Source organism: Falsiroseomonas sp., from assembly GCF_051859025.1.
Classification (GTDB): domain Bacteria; phylum Pseudomonadota; class Alphaproteobacteria; order Acetobacterales; family Acetobacteraceae; genus Falsiroseomonas.
Genome location: NZ_JBHYGL010000023.1, coordinates 21,642 through 36,271 on the forward strand (window position 1 = coordinate 21,642; position 14,630 = coordinate 36,271).

Annotated in this window: 13 protein-coding genes; 2 read left to right on the forward strand and 11 right to left on the reverse strand. The window is 71.5% G+C overall.

Features of this window, described 5'->3' with window-relative positions:
- Nucleotides 1–11 precede the first annotated feature (11 nt).
- From ACTIE5_RS18240 to ACTIE5_RS18285, 10 genes are all read right to left on the reverse strand, one after another.
- Entirely contained in the window at nucleotides 12–719 is a 708-nt protein-coding gene (locus ACTIE5_RS18240) for an ABC transporter permease (RefSeq protein WP_439551136.1), read from the reverse strand.
- A complete protein-coding gene (locus ACTIE5_RS18245; RefSeq protein WP_439551137.1) occupies nucleotides 716–1,651 on the reverse strand; it encodes an ABC transporter ATP-binding protein in 936 nt (311 codons plus the stop codon). Before ACTIE5_RS18245 ends, ACTIE5_RS18240 begins: the two co-directional genes overlap by 4 nt.
- Complete coding sequence (locus ACTIE5_RS18250; protein WP_439551138.1) at nucleotides 1,648–2,730, reverse strand: ABC transporter permease subunit; 1,083 nt, start codon at nucleotides 2,728–2,730, stop codon at nucleotides 1,648–1,650. Before ACTIE5_RS18250 ends, ACTIE5_RS18245 begins: the two co-directional genes overlap by 4 nt.
- Nucleotides 2,727–3,644 carry a glycine betaine ABC transporter substrate-binding protein gene (locus tag ACTIE5_RS18255; protein ID WP_439551139.1) on the reverse strand — a complete coding sequence of 306 codons (918 nt, stop codon included), beginning with the start codon at nucleotides 3,642–3,644 and terminating at the stop codon, nucleotides 2,727–2,729. Before ACTIE5_RS18255 ends, ACTIE5_RS18250 begins: the two co-directional genes overlap by 4 nt.
- Nucleotides 3,645–3,728: 84 nt before the next feature.
- Nucleotides 3,729–3,941: a hypothetical protein gene (locus ACTIE5_RS18260; RefSeq protein WP_439551140.1), complete on the reverse strand. Its 213-nt coding sequence runs from the start codon at nucleotides 3,939–3,941 to the stop codon at nucleotides 3,729–3,731.
- Between the two features lie 115 nt (nucleotides 3,942–4,056).
- Nucleotides 4,057–6,420 (reverse strand): DUF3141 domain-containing protein, encoded by a 2,364-nt coding sequence (locus ACTIE5_RS18265; RefSeq protein WP_439551141.1) that lies wholly within the window; start codon nucleotides 6,418–6,420, stop codon nucleotides 4,057–4,059.
- A 139-nt stretch (nucleotides 6,421–6,559) separates the two neighbouring features.
- Nucleotides 6,560–7,675: an NAD(P)/FAD-dependent oxidoreductase gene (locus tag ACTIE5_RS18270; protein ID WP_439551142.1), complete on the reverse strand. Its 1,116-nt coding sequence runs from the start codon at nucleotides 7,673–7,675 to the stop codon at nucleotides 6,560–6,562.
- A gap of 58 nt (nucleotides 7,676–7,733) precedes the next feature.
- On the reverse strand, nucleotides 7,734–9,080 hold the full coding sequence (locus tag ACTIE5_RS18275; RefSeq protein ID WP_439551143.1) for an NAD(P)/FAD-dependent oxidoreductase: 1,347 nt from the start codon (nucleotides 9,078–9,080) through the stop codon (nucleotides 7,734–7,736).
- Nucleotides 9,077–9,379 (reverse strand): (2Fe-2S)-binding protein, encoded by a 303-nt coding sequence (locus tag ACTIE5_RS18280; RefSeq protein WP_439551144.1) that lies wholly within the window; start codon nucleotides 9,377–9,379, stop codon nucleotides 9,077–9,079. The genes ACTIE5_RS18275 and ACTIE5_RS18280 overlap by 4 nt, the downstream gene beginning before the upstream one ends.
- Nucleotides 9,363–10,511, reverse strand: a complete 1,149-nt coding sequence (locus ACTIE5_RS18285; RefSeq protein WP_439551145.1) for an NAD(P)/FAD-dependent oxidoreductase — start codon at nucleotides 10,509–10,511, stop codon at nucleotides 9,363–9,365. The genes ACTIE5_RS18280 and ACTIE5_RS18285 overlap by 17 nt, the downstream gene beginning before the upstream one ends.
- Nucleotides 10,512–10,552: 41 nt before the next feature.
- Between ACTIE5_RS18285 and ACTIE5_RS18290 the strand changes: the two genes are divergently transcribed.
- Nucleotides 10,553–12,070 (forward strand): ABC transporter substrate-binding protein, encoded by a 1,518-nt coding sequence (locus ACTIE5_RS18290; protein ID WP_439551146.1) that lies wholly within the window; start codon nucleotides 10,553–10,555, stop codon nucleotides 12,068–12,070.
- 263 nt (nucleotides 12,071–12,333) lie between these two features.
- Here ACTIE5_RS18290 and ACTIE5_RS18295 read toward each other — a convergent pair whose 3' ends face one another.
- Entirely contained in the window at nucleotides 12,334–13,020 is a 687-nt protein-coding gene (locus ACTIE5_RS18295; RefSeq protein WP_439551147.1) for a glutathione S-transferase N-terminal domain-containing protein, read from the reverse strand.
- 243 nt (nucleotides 13,021–13,263) lie between these two features.
- Between ACTIE5_RS18295 and ACTIE5_RS18300 the strand changes: the two genes are divergently transcribed.
- Entirely contained in the window at nucleotides 13,264–14,559 is a 1,296-nt protein-coding gene (locus ACTIE5_RS18300; protein WP_439551148.1) for a M20 family metallopeptidase, read from the forward strand.
- The last annotated feature ends 71 nt before the right edge of the window (nucleotides 14,560–14,630 follow it).

A 14,630-nucleotide genomic window follows, 5' to 3' on the forward strand; every position in this document is an offset into this window, starting at 1 on the left:
GCGCCGCAACCTCAGTCCCGCGCCGGCACGGCCATCAGCAACAGCGCATCCGCCAGGAAGGCCAGCGCCGCCGTCGCCGCGGCGCCCTGCAGCACCAGCACCTGGTTCTGGTTCTGCAGCCCTATCACGATCGGCGTGCCCAGCGTCGCCGCCCCCGCCAGCGCGCCCACGGCGGTGGTCGCGACGGCCAGCACCAGCGCCACGCGCAAGCCATCCAGCACCAGCGGCCAGGCCAGGGCCAACTCGACCTCCTGCAAGACCTGGCGGGGGGAGAGGCCCACCGCCTCCGCCGCCAGCCTGGTCTCCGGCGGCACGGCTTCCAGCGCGCCCACCGTCGCCCGCAGCACCGGCATCACGCCGTAGAGCATCAACGCCAGGATGGTCGGCGCCCAGCCGAAACCGAAGGCTGGCACCGCCAACGCCACCACCACCACGGGCGGCACGGCCTGCGCCACCGCGGCCGCCGCATCCGCCGCCGGCCGCAAGCCGCGCCCGCCAGGCCTGGTCACCACGACGCCCAGCAGCAGCCCGATCAGCCCCGCCGGCAGCACCCCCGCGAGCGACAGCGCCGCATGGTCCAGCGCCAGATCCATCAGCCGTGCGGCGGGGTAGGGGCCCTGGCTGCCCCCCATCAGCCACCCCGCCACCCCCGGCATCGCCAGCACTGCCAGTGCCACGGCCAGCAGCAACGCCGGCAGCCCGCGCCGGAAGCGGATCACCGCCGGGCGCCCAATATGCCCTCGGCGCGGAGCGACCCTTGCTCCCCCTCCAGCCCCAGCGCCTCATCCCCACTTTCCGCCAGGGAGGAGAGCGCATCCGCGAGGCTCGCATCCCGCGCCAGCACCGTGCAGCCTTCCGGCGCCGGCCGAGGGTCCAGCGCCCCCCGCGCCGGCAGCAGCGACAGCCACCGCAGCCCTGGCTGCCCGCCACCCAGCAGTTCCCGCACGAAGGGCGCCGCATCCGGCGCGACCAGTTCGGCGGGTGCCCCATCGGCCTCGATCCGCCCATCCCGCAACACCACGACATGGCTGGCGAGTTCCAGCGCCTCCTCCGGGTCATGCGTCACCAGCAGGATGGTCTTGCCGGTCTCCGCATGGATGCGCCGCATCTCCGCCCGCAATTCCCGCCGCGTGATGGGGTCCACCGCGCCGAAGGGCTCGTCCATCAGCAATATGTCGGGGTCGGCCGCCAGCGCGCGGGCGATGCCGACGCGCTGCGCCTGGCCGCCGGACAGCGCCCGCGGCAGCCTGGCCCCCATGGAGGGGTCGAGCCGCAGCAGCGCCAGCAATTCCTCCACCCGCCGGGCGATGCGGGGCGCGTCCCAGCCCAGCAGCCGCGGCACCGTGCCGATATTCTCGGCCACCGTCCGATGCGGGAACAGGCCGACGGATTGCATGGCATAGCCGATCGACCGCCGCAGCACTGGCGCGGCCTCCGTCGCCACATCCCGCCCGCGTACCCGCACCTGCCCGGCACTCGGCACCACCAGCCGGTTCACCAGCCGCATCAGCGTGGATTTCCCCGAACCCGATGGCCCCACCAGCGCGCAGAATTCGCCGGCATTCACATGCAGCGTCACGTCCCGAAGCGCCTCGGTCCCCCCGAAGCGGACGGTCACGCCCTCGATCGCGATGACGGGCTGAGCGATCATGCGGGCCTCCGGAGGCGCGTTTCCGCCGCGCGGGCCAGCGTATCCGCCGCCAGCGCCAGCACCAGGATGGGCAAGGCGCCCAGCAGCATCAGGTCGGTCGCGAACTGGCTCAGCCCTTCGAACACCAGCGCGCCAAGGCCCCCCGCGCCGACCAGCCCGCCCAGCGTCACCAGCCCGATCGCCTGCACCACGGCCACGCGCAGCCCGCCCGCGAAGACCGGCAGCGCCAGGGGCAGGCGCACCTCCACCAGGATGCGCCCTTCCGTCATGCCCATCGCCTCCGCCGCCTGCACCGCCGCCGGGTCAGCCGCCGCCAACCCACCCGACAGGCTCCGCCACAGCGGCAGCGCCAGATAGGCCGCGGTCGCCAGCACCGCCGGCAGCCACCCCACGGCGCCGAGGCCCCATTCCCGCAACGCCGGCACGGCCCGCAGCAGCGCCGCCAGCAGCGGGATCAGCAGGGCAAACAGCGCGATGGCCGGCACCACCTGCACGCCCGAGAGCGCCGCCCCCATCACGGCGCCGATCCGCGGCCGCCGGAACCCTGCCCAGGCCAGCGGCACCGCCACCAGCAGCGCCAGGGCCAGCGCCGCGCCCGCCAGCGCCAGATGCGTCCAGATCGCGGCCCGCAGGGCATCCGCCCGCGCCGTCGCCTCCACCACCAGGGAAAGCCGGTCGAGCCAGCCCAGCCACCACAGCATCACGGCCCCCGCGGCAACGGCCAGGCCCATCCAGGCCCCACGCATCGCGACCAGTGCCAGCCCCGCCGCCACCGCCACCCAGAACCCCGCGCCGAAGCTGGCCCGCGCCGCCGGGGCCAGGTCGGCCAGCCGTTCCGCCGCCGCCATGCCCGCCAGGCCGAGCATCGCGACCACCGCCAGCCCCGCCGCCGCGGCTCCCGCCCAGCCCGGCAGCCGACGCCAGGCGCCGAGGCCCAGCAGCGCCACCGGCACCACCAGCCAGAAGCCCATCGCGGCCATGGCGGAAACGCCTTCGCCCGGCAGCAGCCGGTTCGGCGCCACGCCGATGAAGCCCAGCGGCAGCAGCAGCGCCATGATCGCAGCCAGGGCCGGGATCACCGGCCGAGATGCGCCCGCGCCACCGCCTCCGGCGTCCGCCCCTCCACCGCCACCTGGCCGTTCAGGCGCTGCAGCACTTCCTGCGTCAGCCCGGCGAAGACCGGGGCGAGAGCCGTGCGGATCTGGGGAAAGCGTTCCAGCACGGCCTGGCGGACCACCGGCGCGGGCTCATAGACGATCTGCGCCTGCTTGTTGTCCTGCATCACCACCAGGCCCAGCGGCTGGATCGCGCCATCCGTGCCGTAGACCATCGCGGCATTCACGCCCGAAAGGCCCTGCGCCGCCGCGCGCATCGTCACCGCCGTGTCGCCGCCCGGCAGGATGGTGATGCGGTCGCGCGGGAAGGTCGCGCTATAGGCACGTTCGAAGGCCGGCAGCGCCACCGGGCTCTCGACGAACTCGGCCGAGGCCGCCAGCCGCAGCTGCCCCGCCTTGGCGAAGAACTGTTCCAGCGTGACCAGCCCTTCCCGCTGCGCGACATCGCGCCGCACGGCGATGGCCCAGGTGTTGTTCGCCCGCGCGCGTTCCAGCCAGACCAGCCGGTTGGCCTCCAGGTCCAGCCGCGCCACCAACGCCGCGCCCTGGTCGCCGTCGCGCCAGGCCGCGTCCGCCAGGCGTTCGAAGAAGTAGGCGCCATTGCCGGTGTATTCGGGATAGAGGTCGACCTCCCCGGCCAGCAGCGCGCCCCGCACGATCCGCGTCGGGCCGAGTGCCAGGCGCGGCTCCACCGTCAGCCCCGCGCCCCGCAGCGCCTGCACGATCAGATTGCCGAGCAGCGCGCCTTCGGTGTCGATCTTGGAGGCAACGACGATCCGCTGGTCCCGCCCTTGCGCCATCACGGCGCGCGGCGCGGCCATCAGCCCCGCCGCCGCCATGGCTACCCCGCGCCGTCCCCAGTTCCGCATGCCCGCCATCCCGATGCTCCCTCTCGCAGGGTCATCGCATGTCGGGGCCGGGCGGTTACTGTCCAGACACAGCTGCGCGGGCGGGCACGGTTCCTATCGCCGGGTGTCGAGCGCTTTCCACAATCCGATGATGGCGGTCCGGGCCGTTTCCTCATCGGCCGACAGGCGCATCAGCCTGCCGTCCCGGGACATGAGGTGGATTTCGGAGCCCTTGTCGGATGTCAGCAACGATGCCGCGATGAGTTCCGGTGCAGGGTGGTCGCGGCGTGCCGGCGCGCGCGCCTGGCCGTGGTTTTTCGGCGTCATGGGTGGCCCTCTTGCCGTCTCGCCGTGATTTTCGCGGCCTATGGCAACAGCTTGGCCTGTCTCGGTTGCGCCTTCGTGAATCGCCGACGCAACCCGACAATGTTCCGCCCGCGGTTTACCGTTTCGCGCGGCCGTTGCGGCGCGGCGCGGGCGCCGCTTCCGGGCTGTCGGGCTGCGCCGGTAGGGCAGGGGGCGCCGCCAGCACATGCCGCAGCCGCGCCATCATCGCCAGCGCGCGGTCGCCCAGCTCCTCCTCCGGCCCCGCTACATCGGCCACGGTGGCCAGGGCGCGGCTGCGGTCGGCGGCTTCCGGCAGCAAATCGGGCAGGGTCGCCAGCGCCTCCTCCGGCGCCATCTCCACCACCACCGTCTGTTCCCGGATCAGCGCCTGCCGCGCCGCGGCGGAGAGGGAGGCGAAGGGTTCCTCCCCCGTCAGCAGCGCGTTGGACCGGGCAAGCCGGTTGCGCCGCACGCCACCGCGGGCCTTGGCCAGCAGGATCATCATGCGCACGACGGCCTCGGCGTATCCGCCTTCCGCGATGCGGGACAGGGCGGCGCGCACGTCGGGCGTGTCGTCCAGCATCCCCACCACGCCATCCTGCACCACATCCACGGGGGCGGAGGCGACGCCGAAGGCCGCGAGGCTGCCATAGACCGCGTGGAAGGCGCTTTCCTGCCAGGCGTCGCGCATGTCCCGCCAGCGGTCGATGGATTGCTCCACCGCATCGGCCCAGGCGCGTTCCATCGCCAGGAAGGGGTTGTCCGGCGACAGCGGCGCGCGGTTCTCCTTCACCACCGCGGCCAGTCCCGCCAGCGGCTTCATCGCCGGGTTCTGGTCGCTCACCATGTAGCGCCGCGCCCGCATCGGGTTCATCTGGCGCCGCATCTCGGCCGTCTTCTCCGTCGCGAATTGCCGGATCACCGGGGACGCGAAGGTGTCGTAGGCCATCTGGTTCATCGCGGAGATGCGGGCCACCGCCGGGAAGGCCTCATTCGCCGCCTCGCCACTCACGGCGCGGATGTCGGCGACGGTGCGCTCCACCAACTCCACCTGGTAGCCGGCATTGAGGCCCGATCCCTCCGCCCCCGTGATCCGCATCTCATACAGCCCCGGCGCCACGCTCTCGATCAGGTCGAGGGTGTTGGCGATCTCGGTATGCTCCTTGTTGGCGATCTTGCCGGAGACGAAGATGCCGAGATGGCCGATATCGTCATGCACGAGATAGACGATGGTCTGGCCGAGCGTCTTGATCTCCTGCTCGTCCCGATAGACGTCGGCGATCCAGCGCAGCGCCTGGCCGGGCGGCGTGATATTGTCGCCGGCGGAGGCGAAGACCACGATCGGCGACTTCACCGACCGCATGTTGAAGGACGCACCCTTGCCCGCGCTGATCTCGCCGCGGGCGAAGCGGTCGCCGATGAACAGGTTCTCGACGATCCAGCGGATCTCGTCCCGCGTCATCAGGAAGTAGCCGCCCCACCACTTCTCGAATTCCAGGAAGCGTTCGGATTCGGTATCAACCTTCTCGTACAGGTTGAAGTACTTGCGGAATTTCGTGTTGCCGGGGGACAGGCTCTCGAAATTCGCCACCAGATTGGCGCCGTCGAAGGTCCCGTTGCCGAGGTCCGCCAGCATCGCGGCGGGCCAGGAGCCACCGGCCAGGCCGCCGGTGTAGCGCATGGGGTTGCGCCCCTTCTCCCCGGCCCAGTAGGACAGCGGCGCGCCGTTCAGCACCAGCGGCCCCGTCAGCTCCGGCTCGCTCGCCCCCAGCATCATCACCGCCCAGCCGCCCTGGCAATTGCCGATCACGACCGGCCGCTGCGCCTGCGGGTGGCGTTCATGGATGGTGCGGAGGAAGGTGGCCTCCGCGCTGGTGATGTCGAGGATCGTCTGCCCCGGCTCCGGGTCCCGGAAGAAGATCACGAAATAGACGGGGTGGCCGCGCCGCAGCGCGACACCCACCTGACTGTCCGATTTGAACCCGCCGATCCCCGCCCCGTGGCCCGCGCGCGGGTCGATGATGACGAAGGGGCGCATGGTGGGGTCGGTGGGCTTGGACCCCTCCGGCGGCTTGATGCGCACCAGGGCGTAGTTGCAGCGGCGCGGCAATTCGCGGCCATCCACCACCATGTCCCAGTCGAAGACCAGCACGGGCGGGCAGCCCGCCTTCTCATGCGCCACGAAGGCGTTGCCGGCCTGGCGCATCGTGTCCCAGAACAGGATCGACCGCTGGGAGGCATCGACCGCATAGGCCATGGCGTCCTGCGCCAGCGCGACGGGCGACTTGCCCGCCAGCGCCGCCGTCGGCAGGCGCTCACTCGGCGCGGAGAAGGTGGGGCGCATCACCGGGGCGAGGGCCGCCATCTGCCTTGCCGCCACATCGCCCATCTGCCGCGCCTGGTCGAAGAAGCGGGCCATGGTTTCCACGCCCCTGGCCATCAGGTCGGGGCCCCCGGGCCGGCTCGTTGACGTGCTCATCCTTGCTCTTCCTTGCCGTCTGGCGTCCGGTCATGCCCGGGCGGGTTGCAGCCCCAACGGGGCCGGCTTGCCGCCGGTTCGCCAGCAACCCAGGCTTCTGCCGTGCATTTTGCTGCGCTGCAACACAACTCCGTGAAGTCTAGGCTGCGAGTGTGAACCGATCCTGGTGGAAAGCCGCGATCGGCAGGTTCGTCGCCCCCCGCGCCAGCAACTCCGCCACCGCGGCCCCGGCGGCCGGCGAGAGCTGGAAACCGTGCCCGGAGAAGCCGAAGGAGTGAAACAGCCCCGGCATGGCCCGGCTTTCCCCGATGATCGGCACCTCGTCGGCCGTCCGAGCCTCGATCCCCGCCCAGCTGCGGACCATCCGCGCGTGCTTCATGATCGGGAACAGCTCGCAGGAGATGCGCGCGGCGTGGGAGAGGCTGCCGAACAGCACGGTGGAGGTCTCGCCTTCCACATCGTTCAGCCCCTGGTGCCCGCCGCCGATCACGACGGTGCCATTCGCCACCTGCTTGAAGGACAAGGATCGGGACGTGGCCCCCACCGTCGGGTCGCAGAAGGGCGGCAGCCTCTCCGTCACGATCATCATGCTGGCCTTCACGCCGCAGGGGATTTCCTCCCCCACCATCCGCGCCACGCGCGTCGCCCAGGCGCCGGCGCAATTCGCCACGCGCTCGGCCTCATGCCCGCCCTGGTCGGTCTCCACGGTGATGGTGCCGGCGGCCGTCGCGCGCAGGCCGGTGACGGCAACGCCCTCGATGATCCGCACCCCCGCCTGTTCGGCAGCACGGCGGAAGGCCATGACGGTGCGCATGGGGTCGGCCGAGCCATCATCCCGCGTCACCAGCGCGCCCACGACATGGGGTGCCACGGCGGGCAGCAGGCGCCGCACCTCCGCCTGGTCCACCACCTCCTCATGGTTCCAGCCGAGTGCGCGCACGGCAGCGACGCGGGCCTCGTTCTTCGCCATGTCGGCCGCGCTTTCCGCGACCTTCACCTGGCCGGTGGCGCGGAAGCCGCAATCATCGCCGACGAGTTTCTCGATCCCCGCCCACATCTCCGCCGAGACGACGGAGAGCGCGATCTCCCGCAGATCCCGCCCGAGCCGCCGGACACCGCCCGCATTCACGCCGGAGGAATGCCGCCCGACATGCCGCCTTTCCAGCACCGTGACCTGCCACCCGGGCGTGCGTTGCAGGTGCAGCGCGGTGGAAAGCCCGTGCAGACCCCCGCCGATGACGATCGCCTTTTTCATCGGCCCGGCCGATTCAGATGTCCGCGCCGTTCGGCGCTCCCATCATCGGACGGGCTCGTCACGATGCGAGCGCCGCCAGTTCGCCCAGCGTCAGCGGCTTGGTCGGAAACCGCGTGCGGAAGGGATCGACCGAAGCGGGATCGACGCCGCGCGCCGCCGCGATCACCCCATGCACCGCCGGCCCGCAGATGCGCCCCTGGCACGCCCCCATGCCGGCGCGGGTGAATGCCTTGGTCTGGTTGGCGCCGAGGCAGCCCAGCGCGACCGCGCCCCGCAGCTTCCCCGCCGTCACTTCCTCACATCGGCAGACGATGGTGGCGTCTTCGATCGCCGCTTCCGGCAAGGGCGGGAAGAGCGCGTCGAGGAAGCGCCGCGGCGCCCTCTGCCGCTTCCATTCCAGCCGGGTGCGGCCGGCTTCCGCATTGCGCTGGTCCACCGTCAGCTTGCCGAGTGCCCGCGCCGCTTCCATCGCCGCCAGGCGCCCCGCCAGCGCGGCGACCTTCGCACCGCCGATGCCGCCGGAATCGCCGGCGACCATCACGCCCTCGACGGTCGTGTTGCCCCATTCATCCAGCGTCGGCCGCCAGCAGCGCTGGCGCTCATCCCATTCATGCGCGCAGCCCGGGATCGCGCGCGTCACCTGCGTATTCGGCACCACGCCATCATGCAGCAGCAGCAGATCCGCCGGCCGTGACCATCCGTCGAGGATGATGCGCTCCAGCCGGCCATCGCCTTCCGCCACCAGCCGCGTCGCGCGGCGGATGGGGATGCCGGCGTTGCGGATGCGCTGCTGCCAGGCCAGACCCTTCAGCAGGTATTCCGGCGCCCGCAGCGCATTCGGCAAATGCCACGCCGCCCGCGCCAGGCCTCCGGGCGGGGAGAGGTCGATGACCCCCTGCACCGTCCCGCCGCGCGCCACCACCTGGTTGGCATAGAGCCACAACAGCGGCCCCTGGCCTGCGATCCAGGCCTTCCCTTCCGGCACCATCCCCGCCGTCTTCAGCGCGATCTGCGCCGCACCCACGGTCATCACCCCCGGCAGCGTCCAGCCCGGGATCGGCACCGGCCGTTCCGTCGCGCCCGCACACAGGATCAGCCGCTTCGCGCTGATGCTGCGCGCCGCGCCCGCTTCGGACCAGAAGACCTTGCCGCCCGGCTCCACGGCCCAGAGCGTCGCATCCGGCCGGTATTCGGCGCCGGAGGCCCGGAACGCCGCCGCCAGCCTGGCCCCGTCCCGGTCCTGCCCATCCTTCGCCGCGCGCGCTTCGACCGCGCGATGCACCTGCCCGCCCGGCCGCGCATTCTCATCCAGCACGAGGACCGAAAAGCCGCGCGCCCGCGCCTCCGTCGCCGCGGCCATGCCGGCGGGCCCGGCGCCGAGGACCAGGATATCCACCTCGCTCACGCCGCATCCTCCGATTGATGAAAATGCCGTGCGCCGCGCTGCATCGCCGCCACCATCCCCGGCCGCACCGGCGCCAGGCAGGCCTGGACGTTCTGCTGCCCGTCCAGCTCCACCAGGCAATCATAGCAGGCGCCCATCAGGCACAGAGGCCCGCGCTCCGTCCCCGTCACCGGCGTCTGCCGGAAGGCCGTGACACCAGCGGCCAGCAGCGCCACCGCCAGGCTCTCCCCGGCCCGGGCGGGAATGTCCCGCCCCTCCCAGCTGATGGTGCAATCCGTGGGTTCAGTGCGACGAAACATGGGTCATCCCCCGGAAGCGGTCCGGATGCAGGTCGATGGCGAATTCGGGCAGATGCCCGGCGAGGATCCCCGCCGCGAGCGGCCCCGCATGAACAGCGGCGAGCGTCACGCCGGAATGGCAGGTGGCGACGAAGCAGCCGCGATGCGTGGCGCTTTCCGCATAGGCGGGAAAGCCATCCGGCGTCATCGGCCGTAGCGCCGCCCAGGCGCGGTTCATGCGGGCGGCCTTGATGGCAGGCAGCACGCGCACCGCCCGCGCCGCCATGCGCGCCAGCGCCGCGGTGGTTGTCGCGATCTCGAAGCTGCCGTCATCCTCGTTGGTCACGCCGATCTGGATGGTGCCGTCGCCGGTCTGGCGCAGCGCGCTGGCGGGCAAGGGCAGGATCGGGTCCAGCCTCTCCGTCACGATGTTCTGGCCGCGCACGGGCCGAACCGGCACATCCATCCCGACCATCGCCGCGATGGGCGTCGTCGCCACCCCCGCGGCGATCACCACGCGCGAAGCCTCGATGGCGCTGCCATCGGCGCGCGTGATCCGCCAGAGCCCCGCGGCATCATCGATGCCCGTGACGGCCGCGCCCGGCAAATGCCGCCCGCCCGCCCGCAGCAGCCCCGCCTGCATCCCGTGCAGCAGCACCAGCGGATCGGCATGACCGTCGGAAGGATCGAAACTCGCCCCCAGAACCTCCGGCCCCAGCGGGCAGCCCGGCATCAGCTCCAGCAATTCCCGCCGGTCCAGCATCCGCAGCGTCGCGTGCCCGTCATTGTGGCGGCGGCGGACGAAATCCGCCTTGGCCGCCAGCTCCTTCTCATCCAGGCAGAAGCCGAGGCCGCCCGTCGCGCGGTAATGCACATCCCGCCCCGCCAGGCCCGACACGCGCGCGGCCAACTCCGGCCACAACCGGATGCTCTGCCTGGTCCAGTCGCCATAGGCGGGCATGCCATCGCCCTTGGACTGGCCCCAGACCAGGCCGAAATTCCCGCGCGCCGCCCGCAGCGCCACGTCGCCCTCATCCAGCACCGCCACGCGCGCGCCCAACGCGGCACAGCCATAGCCGATTGCCGTGCCGACCATGCCGCCACCGATCACCGCGACGTCGAAGCGTTCCATGGTTGCGAGCGTGGCCCGCATGGCCCCATCCTGCAAGCCATCAAGGGGTGGGGAACAGCACGGTGGCATCAAGGACATGGCTGGCGCTGGCGGCAACACTGCCGCTGCTGGCAACCGCGCCGGTCGCGGCGCAGACACTTCGCGTCGGCATGATCGCCGACACCATGGGCACAACGGACCCGCACCGCGCCACCGCATCCCAGGACAAGGCGCCGATGTCCTGGGCGCATGACGGACTTCTCCGCTTTCCCCCCGGCAGCGCCGACCCCGCCGCGATCGAGCCCGATCTGGCCGAGCGCTTCGAACGATCCGCCGATGGCCGCACCTTCACCTTCCACCTCCGCGCCAATGTCCGCTTCCACGACGGCAGCCCGCTGGAAGCCGAGGACGTCGCCTTCTCCCTCCGCCGCGCCGCCCATGCCGCGCGCAGCAGCTTCGCCGGCGACTACGCCGCGATGACGGCGGTGGAGGTGGTGGATGCCCGCACCGTTCGCGTCACGCTGCGCGAAGCGGTGGCGGGCGCGCAGGGCCTTTTCGCCAACTACCATGGCGGGCTCATCGTCTCCCGCCGCGCCGATGCCGCGGGCTACCAGCAGGGCACGGGGCCCTTCCGCCTGGCCAGCCATGGCGGCGCCCAGGCGCGCATGGTGGCCTTCGACGACCATTGGCGCGGCCGCCCCGCGCTGCGCGCCATCGACATCCGCTTCATCAACTCCGACGCAACCCGCGAACTCGCCTTCACGGCCGGTGAACTGGATCTCATCAGCGGCCGGCGCGAACAGCGCTGGGTGGAACGCATGAAGGCGCAGGCGAACACGGTGGTGGACGTCTTCTCCCCCGGCGAATTCCGCACCCTGCTCATCAACACGCGCAGCCCGCCGCTGAACGACCCGCGCGTGCGCCGCGCGCTGCAGCACGCGCTCGATGTCCCCGGCATCGCGCGCTTCGTCGGTCTCGATGTCGCGACGCCCTGGCCGAGCCCGGTGCCGCCCGGCTACCTCGGCGCCACGCAGGATGTGCCGCGCTTCGCCCCCGATCCCGCCCGCGCCCGCGCGCTGCTGGCGGAGGCCGGGCACCGCGACGGCATCACCATCCGCGCCGTCGTCTCCTCCATCAACTCCCAGCTTCCCATCATGGAAGTCGTGCAGGCCCAGCTTCGCCGCGCGAACATCCGCCTCGACATGGATGTGGTGGAACACCCGACCTACCACGCCCGCATCCGGGAGAACCTGTCCCAGCTCACCTTCTACGGCGCCGCGCGCTACCCCGTGGCAGACAGCTACCTGAGCCAATTCTACCACTCCCGCAGCGCGCCCGGCCTGCCCACCATGTCGCTCAATTTCGCGCATTGCAGCGCAGCCGATGAGGAAATCGACGCCGCCCGCGCCGAACCGGACGAGGCACGCCAGATGGCGCTCTGGGCCACCGCCCAACGCAAGATACTCGACGCGGGCTGCAGCGTTCCCCTCTTCGACCTCAAGCAGGTCTGGGTCCGCCGCGCGAACGTGAACCTGGGCTACACCCTGACCGGCGCACTCAACCTGGGACCGGCGGTGACGTTCCAGACGCGGGTGGAGTGAGGCGCTGGTTGCTCCTGGAGAGGGGCTGCGCGCCCCTCTCCAGACCTCTCCCGCGCCAGGGGCGTCGCGCCCCTGGACCGCGAGGTTTTGAAAGGTGATGGGAGGGGCATTGAACGCGCATGTGACATGAGCGCGCACCGAGCCCCTCCCATCACCTTTCAAGTCACATGGGTTCAAAGGGCCCGCTGGCCCTTTGCGGGGAAGGGGTACGGGGAAGGGGCGGAGCCTCTTCCCCGGGCCACCAGCGCTACATCACACCCGCGTCACGGAAACGCCGCGCAGGCGTCCCAGCCGATCTCGCGGGCCTGGGCGTGGGCGCCGTCCACCCATTCCTGCACGAAGGGATGGGCGAGGACGGCGTCGGCGTAGGCTTGCGCGTCGGCGGCCAGCGGCACGGAGTATGTGCGGAAGCGCGACGCCATGGGGGCCCACATCGCATCCGCGAAGCAGAAGCGGTCGCCGAACAGGTAGGGCCCGCCGGCGCCCCATGTGGCGCGCGTCTGGCGCCAGGATTCCTGCGCGCGCGCGACCTGCCCGGCGACGCCGGGGCGCCCGAGCAGCTTGGCGTTGGAGGGGACGCCATTCGCGACCGGCCAGCGCTTCACCAGGTTCATCGGCATGGCCGCGCGCAGTTCGACGAAATGCGCGTGCATCTCCCCGGCCGAGGATCGCGCCGCGGTGCGGGCGGGAAGGGCGGTTGGCCAGATGTCGCAACCCGGCGCCTTCTCCCAGAGGTATTCCGCGATCGCCCAGGTGTCGGTGATGGCAAGGTCGCCGTCGAACAGGATGGGGATGAGCCCGGTGGGGGAGATGGCGGCGAGTTGCGCCTTGCTGTCATCGCGCGAGAGGAACAGCGTCTCCGCCTCGAAGGGCAGGCCGGAGAGTTTACAGGCAAGCCATCCCCGCATGGTCCAGGTGGAGGACCACTTCCCCCCGATGATGAGCTTCACGCCGCCGGCCTCCCTGCTGTCACCATTCCGAGAGCGGCTGCGCGAGTGGCGCGGTCCTGTCGCCATCACGGCATACGATCACACGGAATGGCCTGTCTTCCTGGCCATGACGCGATCGCGAGCCATGCTGCCGGGACGCGCGAGGATGGACAGAAGCCCCGATCCATCGCAACCCCGCCATGTTGACGCGACGCGCGCCGCGCTGAACCATCGCGATGACAGGCACAAGGACAACGAGACCCCATGGACAGCATCGCGACCAAGGTTGACCAGGCGGCGGAAGCCCATGGCGAAGCGGCGGTTGGCTTCCTGCGCGACCTGATCCGCCTGCAGGCGCAGGGGGAGGAAGCGGTCCAGGCGCGCATCGCCGCGGCGTGCGAGGAACTCGGCTGCGTCGTGGAAAAGCGTCGCTACAAGCCGGCCTCCGTCGTGCTGAAGGAGGAATTCGCATCCGATGCCGCCATGGCGGCGGAGGAGCGTGAGGCCGTCCTCGCCCGCTTCCCCGGCAGCGGCGGTGGCCGCAGCGTGATCTTCTTCGCGCATCCCGATGGGGAGCCGTTCCAGCCCCAGCATGGCTGGGTGCATGACCCGCTGGCCGGCGAGATCGACAAGGGCCGCATGTACGGCTGGGGCGTGGCGGATGATCTGGCCGGCGTGGCGACGATGGTGGAGGCGCTGCGCGCGGTCCTCGCCGCCGGCGTTAAGCCGAAGGGCGATGTCATCATGGCCAGCACGCCGTCCAAGCGCCATGCGCGTGGCGTCCATGCGCTGCTGCATGGGGGCGTCCATGCCGATGCGGCGGTCTACCTGCATCCCGCGGAATCCGGCGTCGGCATGCGGGAGGTGAAGGCGCTGGCCTCGGGCCAGCTCATCATCCGCATCATCGTGAAGGGCCGCCTGCCGGATACGCAGGAACCCGGCCACGCCGCCTTCGCGCATACCGCGATCAACCCGATCATGAAGGCGCAGGCCGTGCTGGCGGCGCTGGCCGCGCTGGATGCGAAGCGCGGCGCCCGCGTGCATCATCCCGCGCTGGATGCCGCCATCGGCCGCAGCACCAATCTTCTCGTTGGCGACTTCAAGACGCTCGGCGATGGCCGCGCCGCCCGCGTGCCGCCGGCGGTGCAACTCTCCTGCGCGCTCGCTTTCCCGCCCGGGGAAAAGCTGGCCGATGTGCAGGCGGAGGTGGAGGCCGCGCTGGCCGAAGCCCGCGCCGCCGATCCGGAGCTGAATGTCGAGGCCATCTTCCTCTCCGGCGTCACCGGCGCGGAAGTGCCGCTCGACCACCCGCTCTGGGTCGAGACCTCGGCCGCCGTGCTGCGTGGAACGGGCACCGCGCCGCACATCAACCCGCTGCACACCTCCTCCGACATCCGCAACCCGATGGTGCAGTCGGGCATTCCCTGCGTCGGCCTCGGCCCGCTCTGCGGCGACCTGACGCAGAATGGCGGGCGGGACGAATGGGTGGATGTCGCGGATTACCGCCGCGGCGTCGCTGTGGTGGCGGCGCTGATCGCGGGGTGGTGCGGCGCCGCCTGACGGCGAATTTGCTTCCCCTCGGTGTCGCGGCTTGCGCAAGCTGGCCGCGACACCGGGGAGTGCCCAAGCAT

What these genes read in the sequence shown, in the direction of transcription:
- ACTIE5_RS18245 (WP_439551137.1), bottom strand. Translation starts at nt 1,651, where the DNA reads ATGATCGCTCAGCCCGTCATCGCGATCGAGGGCGTGACCGTCCGCTTC.
- ACTIE5_RS18255 (WP_439551139.1), bottom strand. Translation starts at nt 3,644, where the DNA reads ATGGCGGGCATGCGGAACTGGGGACGGCGCGGGGTAGCCATGGCGGCG.
- ACTIE5_RS18260 (WP_439551140.1), bottom strand. Translation starts at nt 3,941, where the DNA reads ATGACGCCGAAAAACCACGGCCAGGCGCGCGCGCCGGCACGCCGCGAC.
- ACTIE5_RS18265 (WP_439551141.1), bottom strand. Translation starts at nt 6,420, where the DNA reads ATGAGCACGTCAACGAGCCGGCCCGGGGGCCCCGACCTGATGGCCAGG.
- ACTIE5_RS18270 (WP_439551142.1), bottom strand. Translation starts at nt 7,675, where the DNA reads ATGAAAAAGGCGATCGTCATCGGCGGGGGTCTGCACGGGCTTTCCACC.
- ACTIE5_RS18280 (WP_439551144.1), bottom strand. Translation starts at nt 9,379, where the DNA reads ATGTTTCGTCGCACTGAACCCACGGATTGCACCATCAGCTGGGAGGGG.
- ACTIE5_RS18285 (WP_439551145.1), bottom strand. Translation starts at nt 10,511, where the DNA reads ATGCGGGCCACGCTCGCAACCATGGAACGCTTCGACGTCGCGGTGATC.
- ACTIE5_RS18300 (WP_439551148.1), top strand. Translation starts at nt 13,264, where the DNA reads ATGGACAGCATCGCGACCAAGGTTGACCAGGCGGCGGAAGCCCATGGC.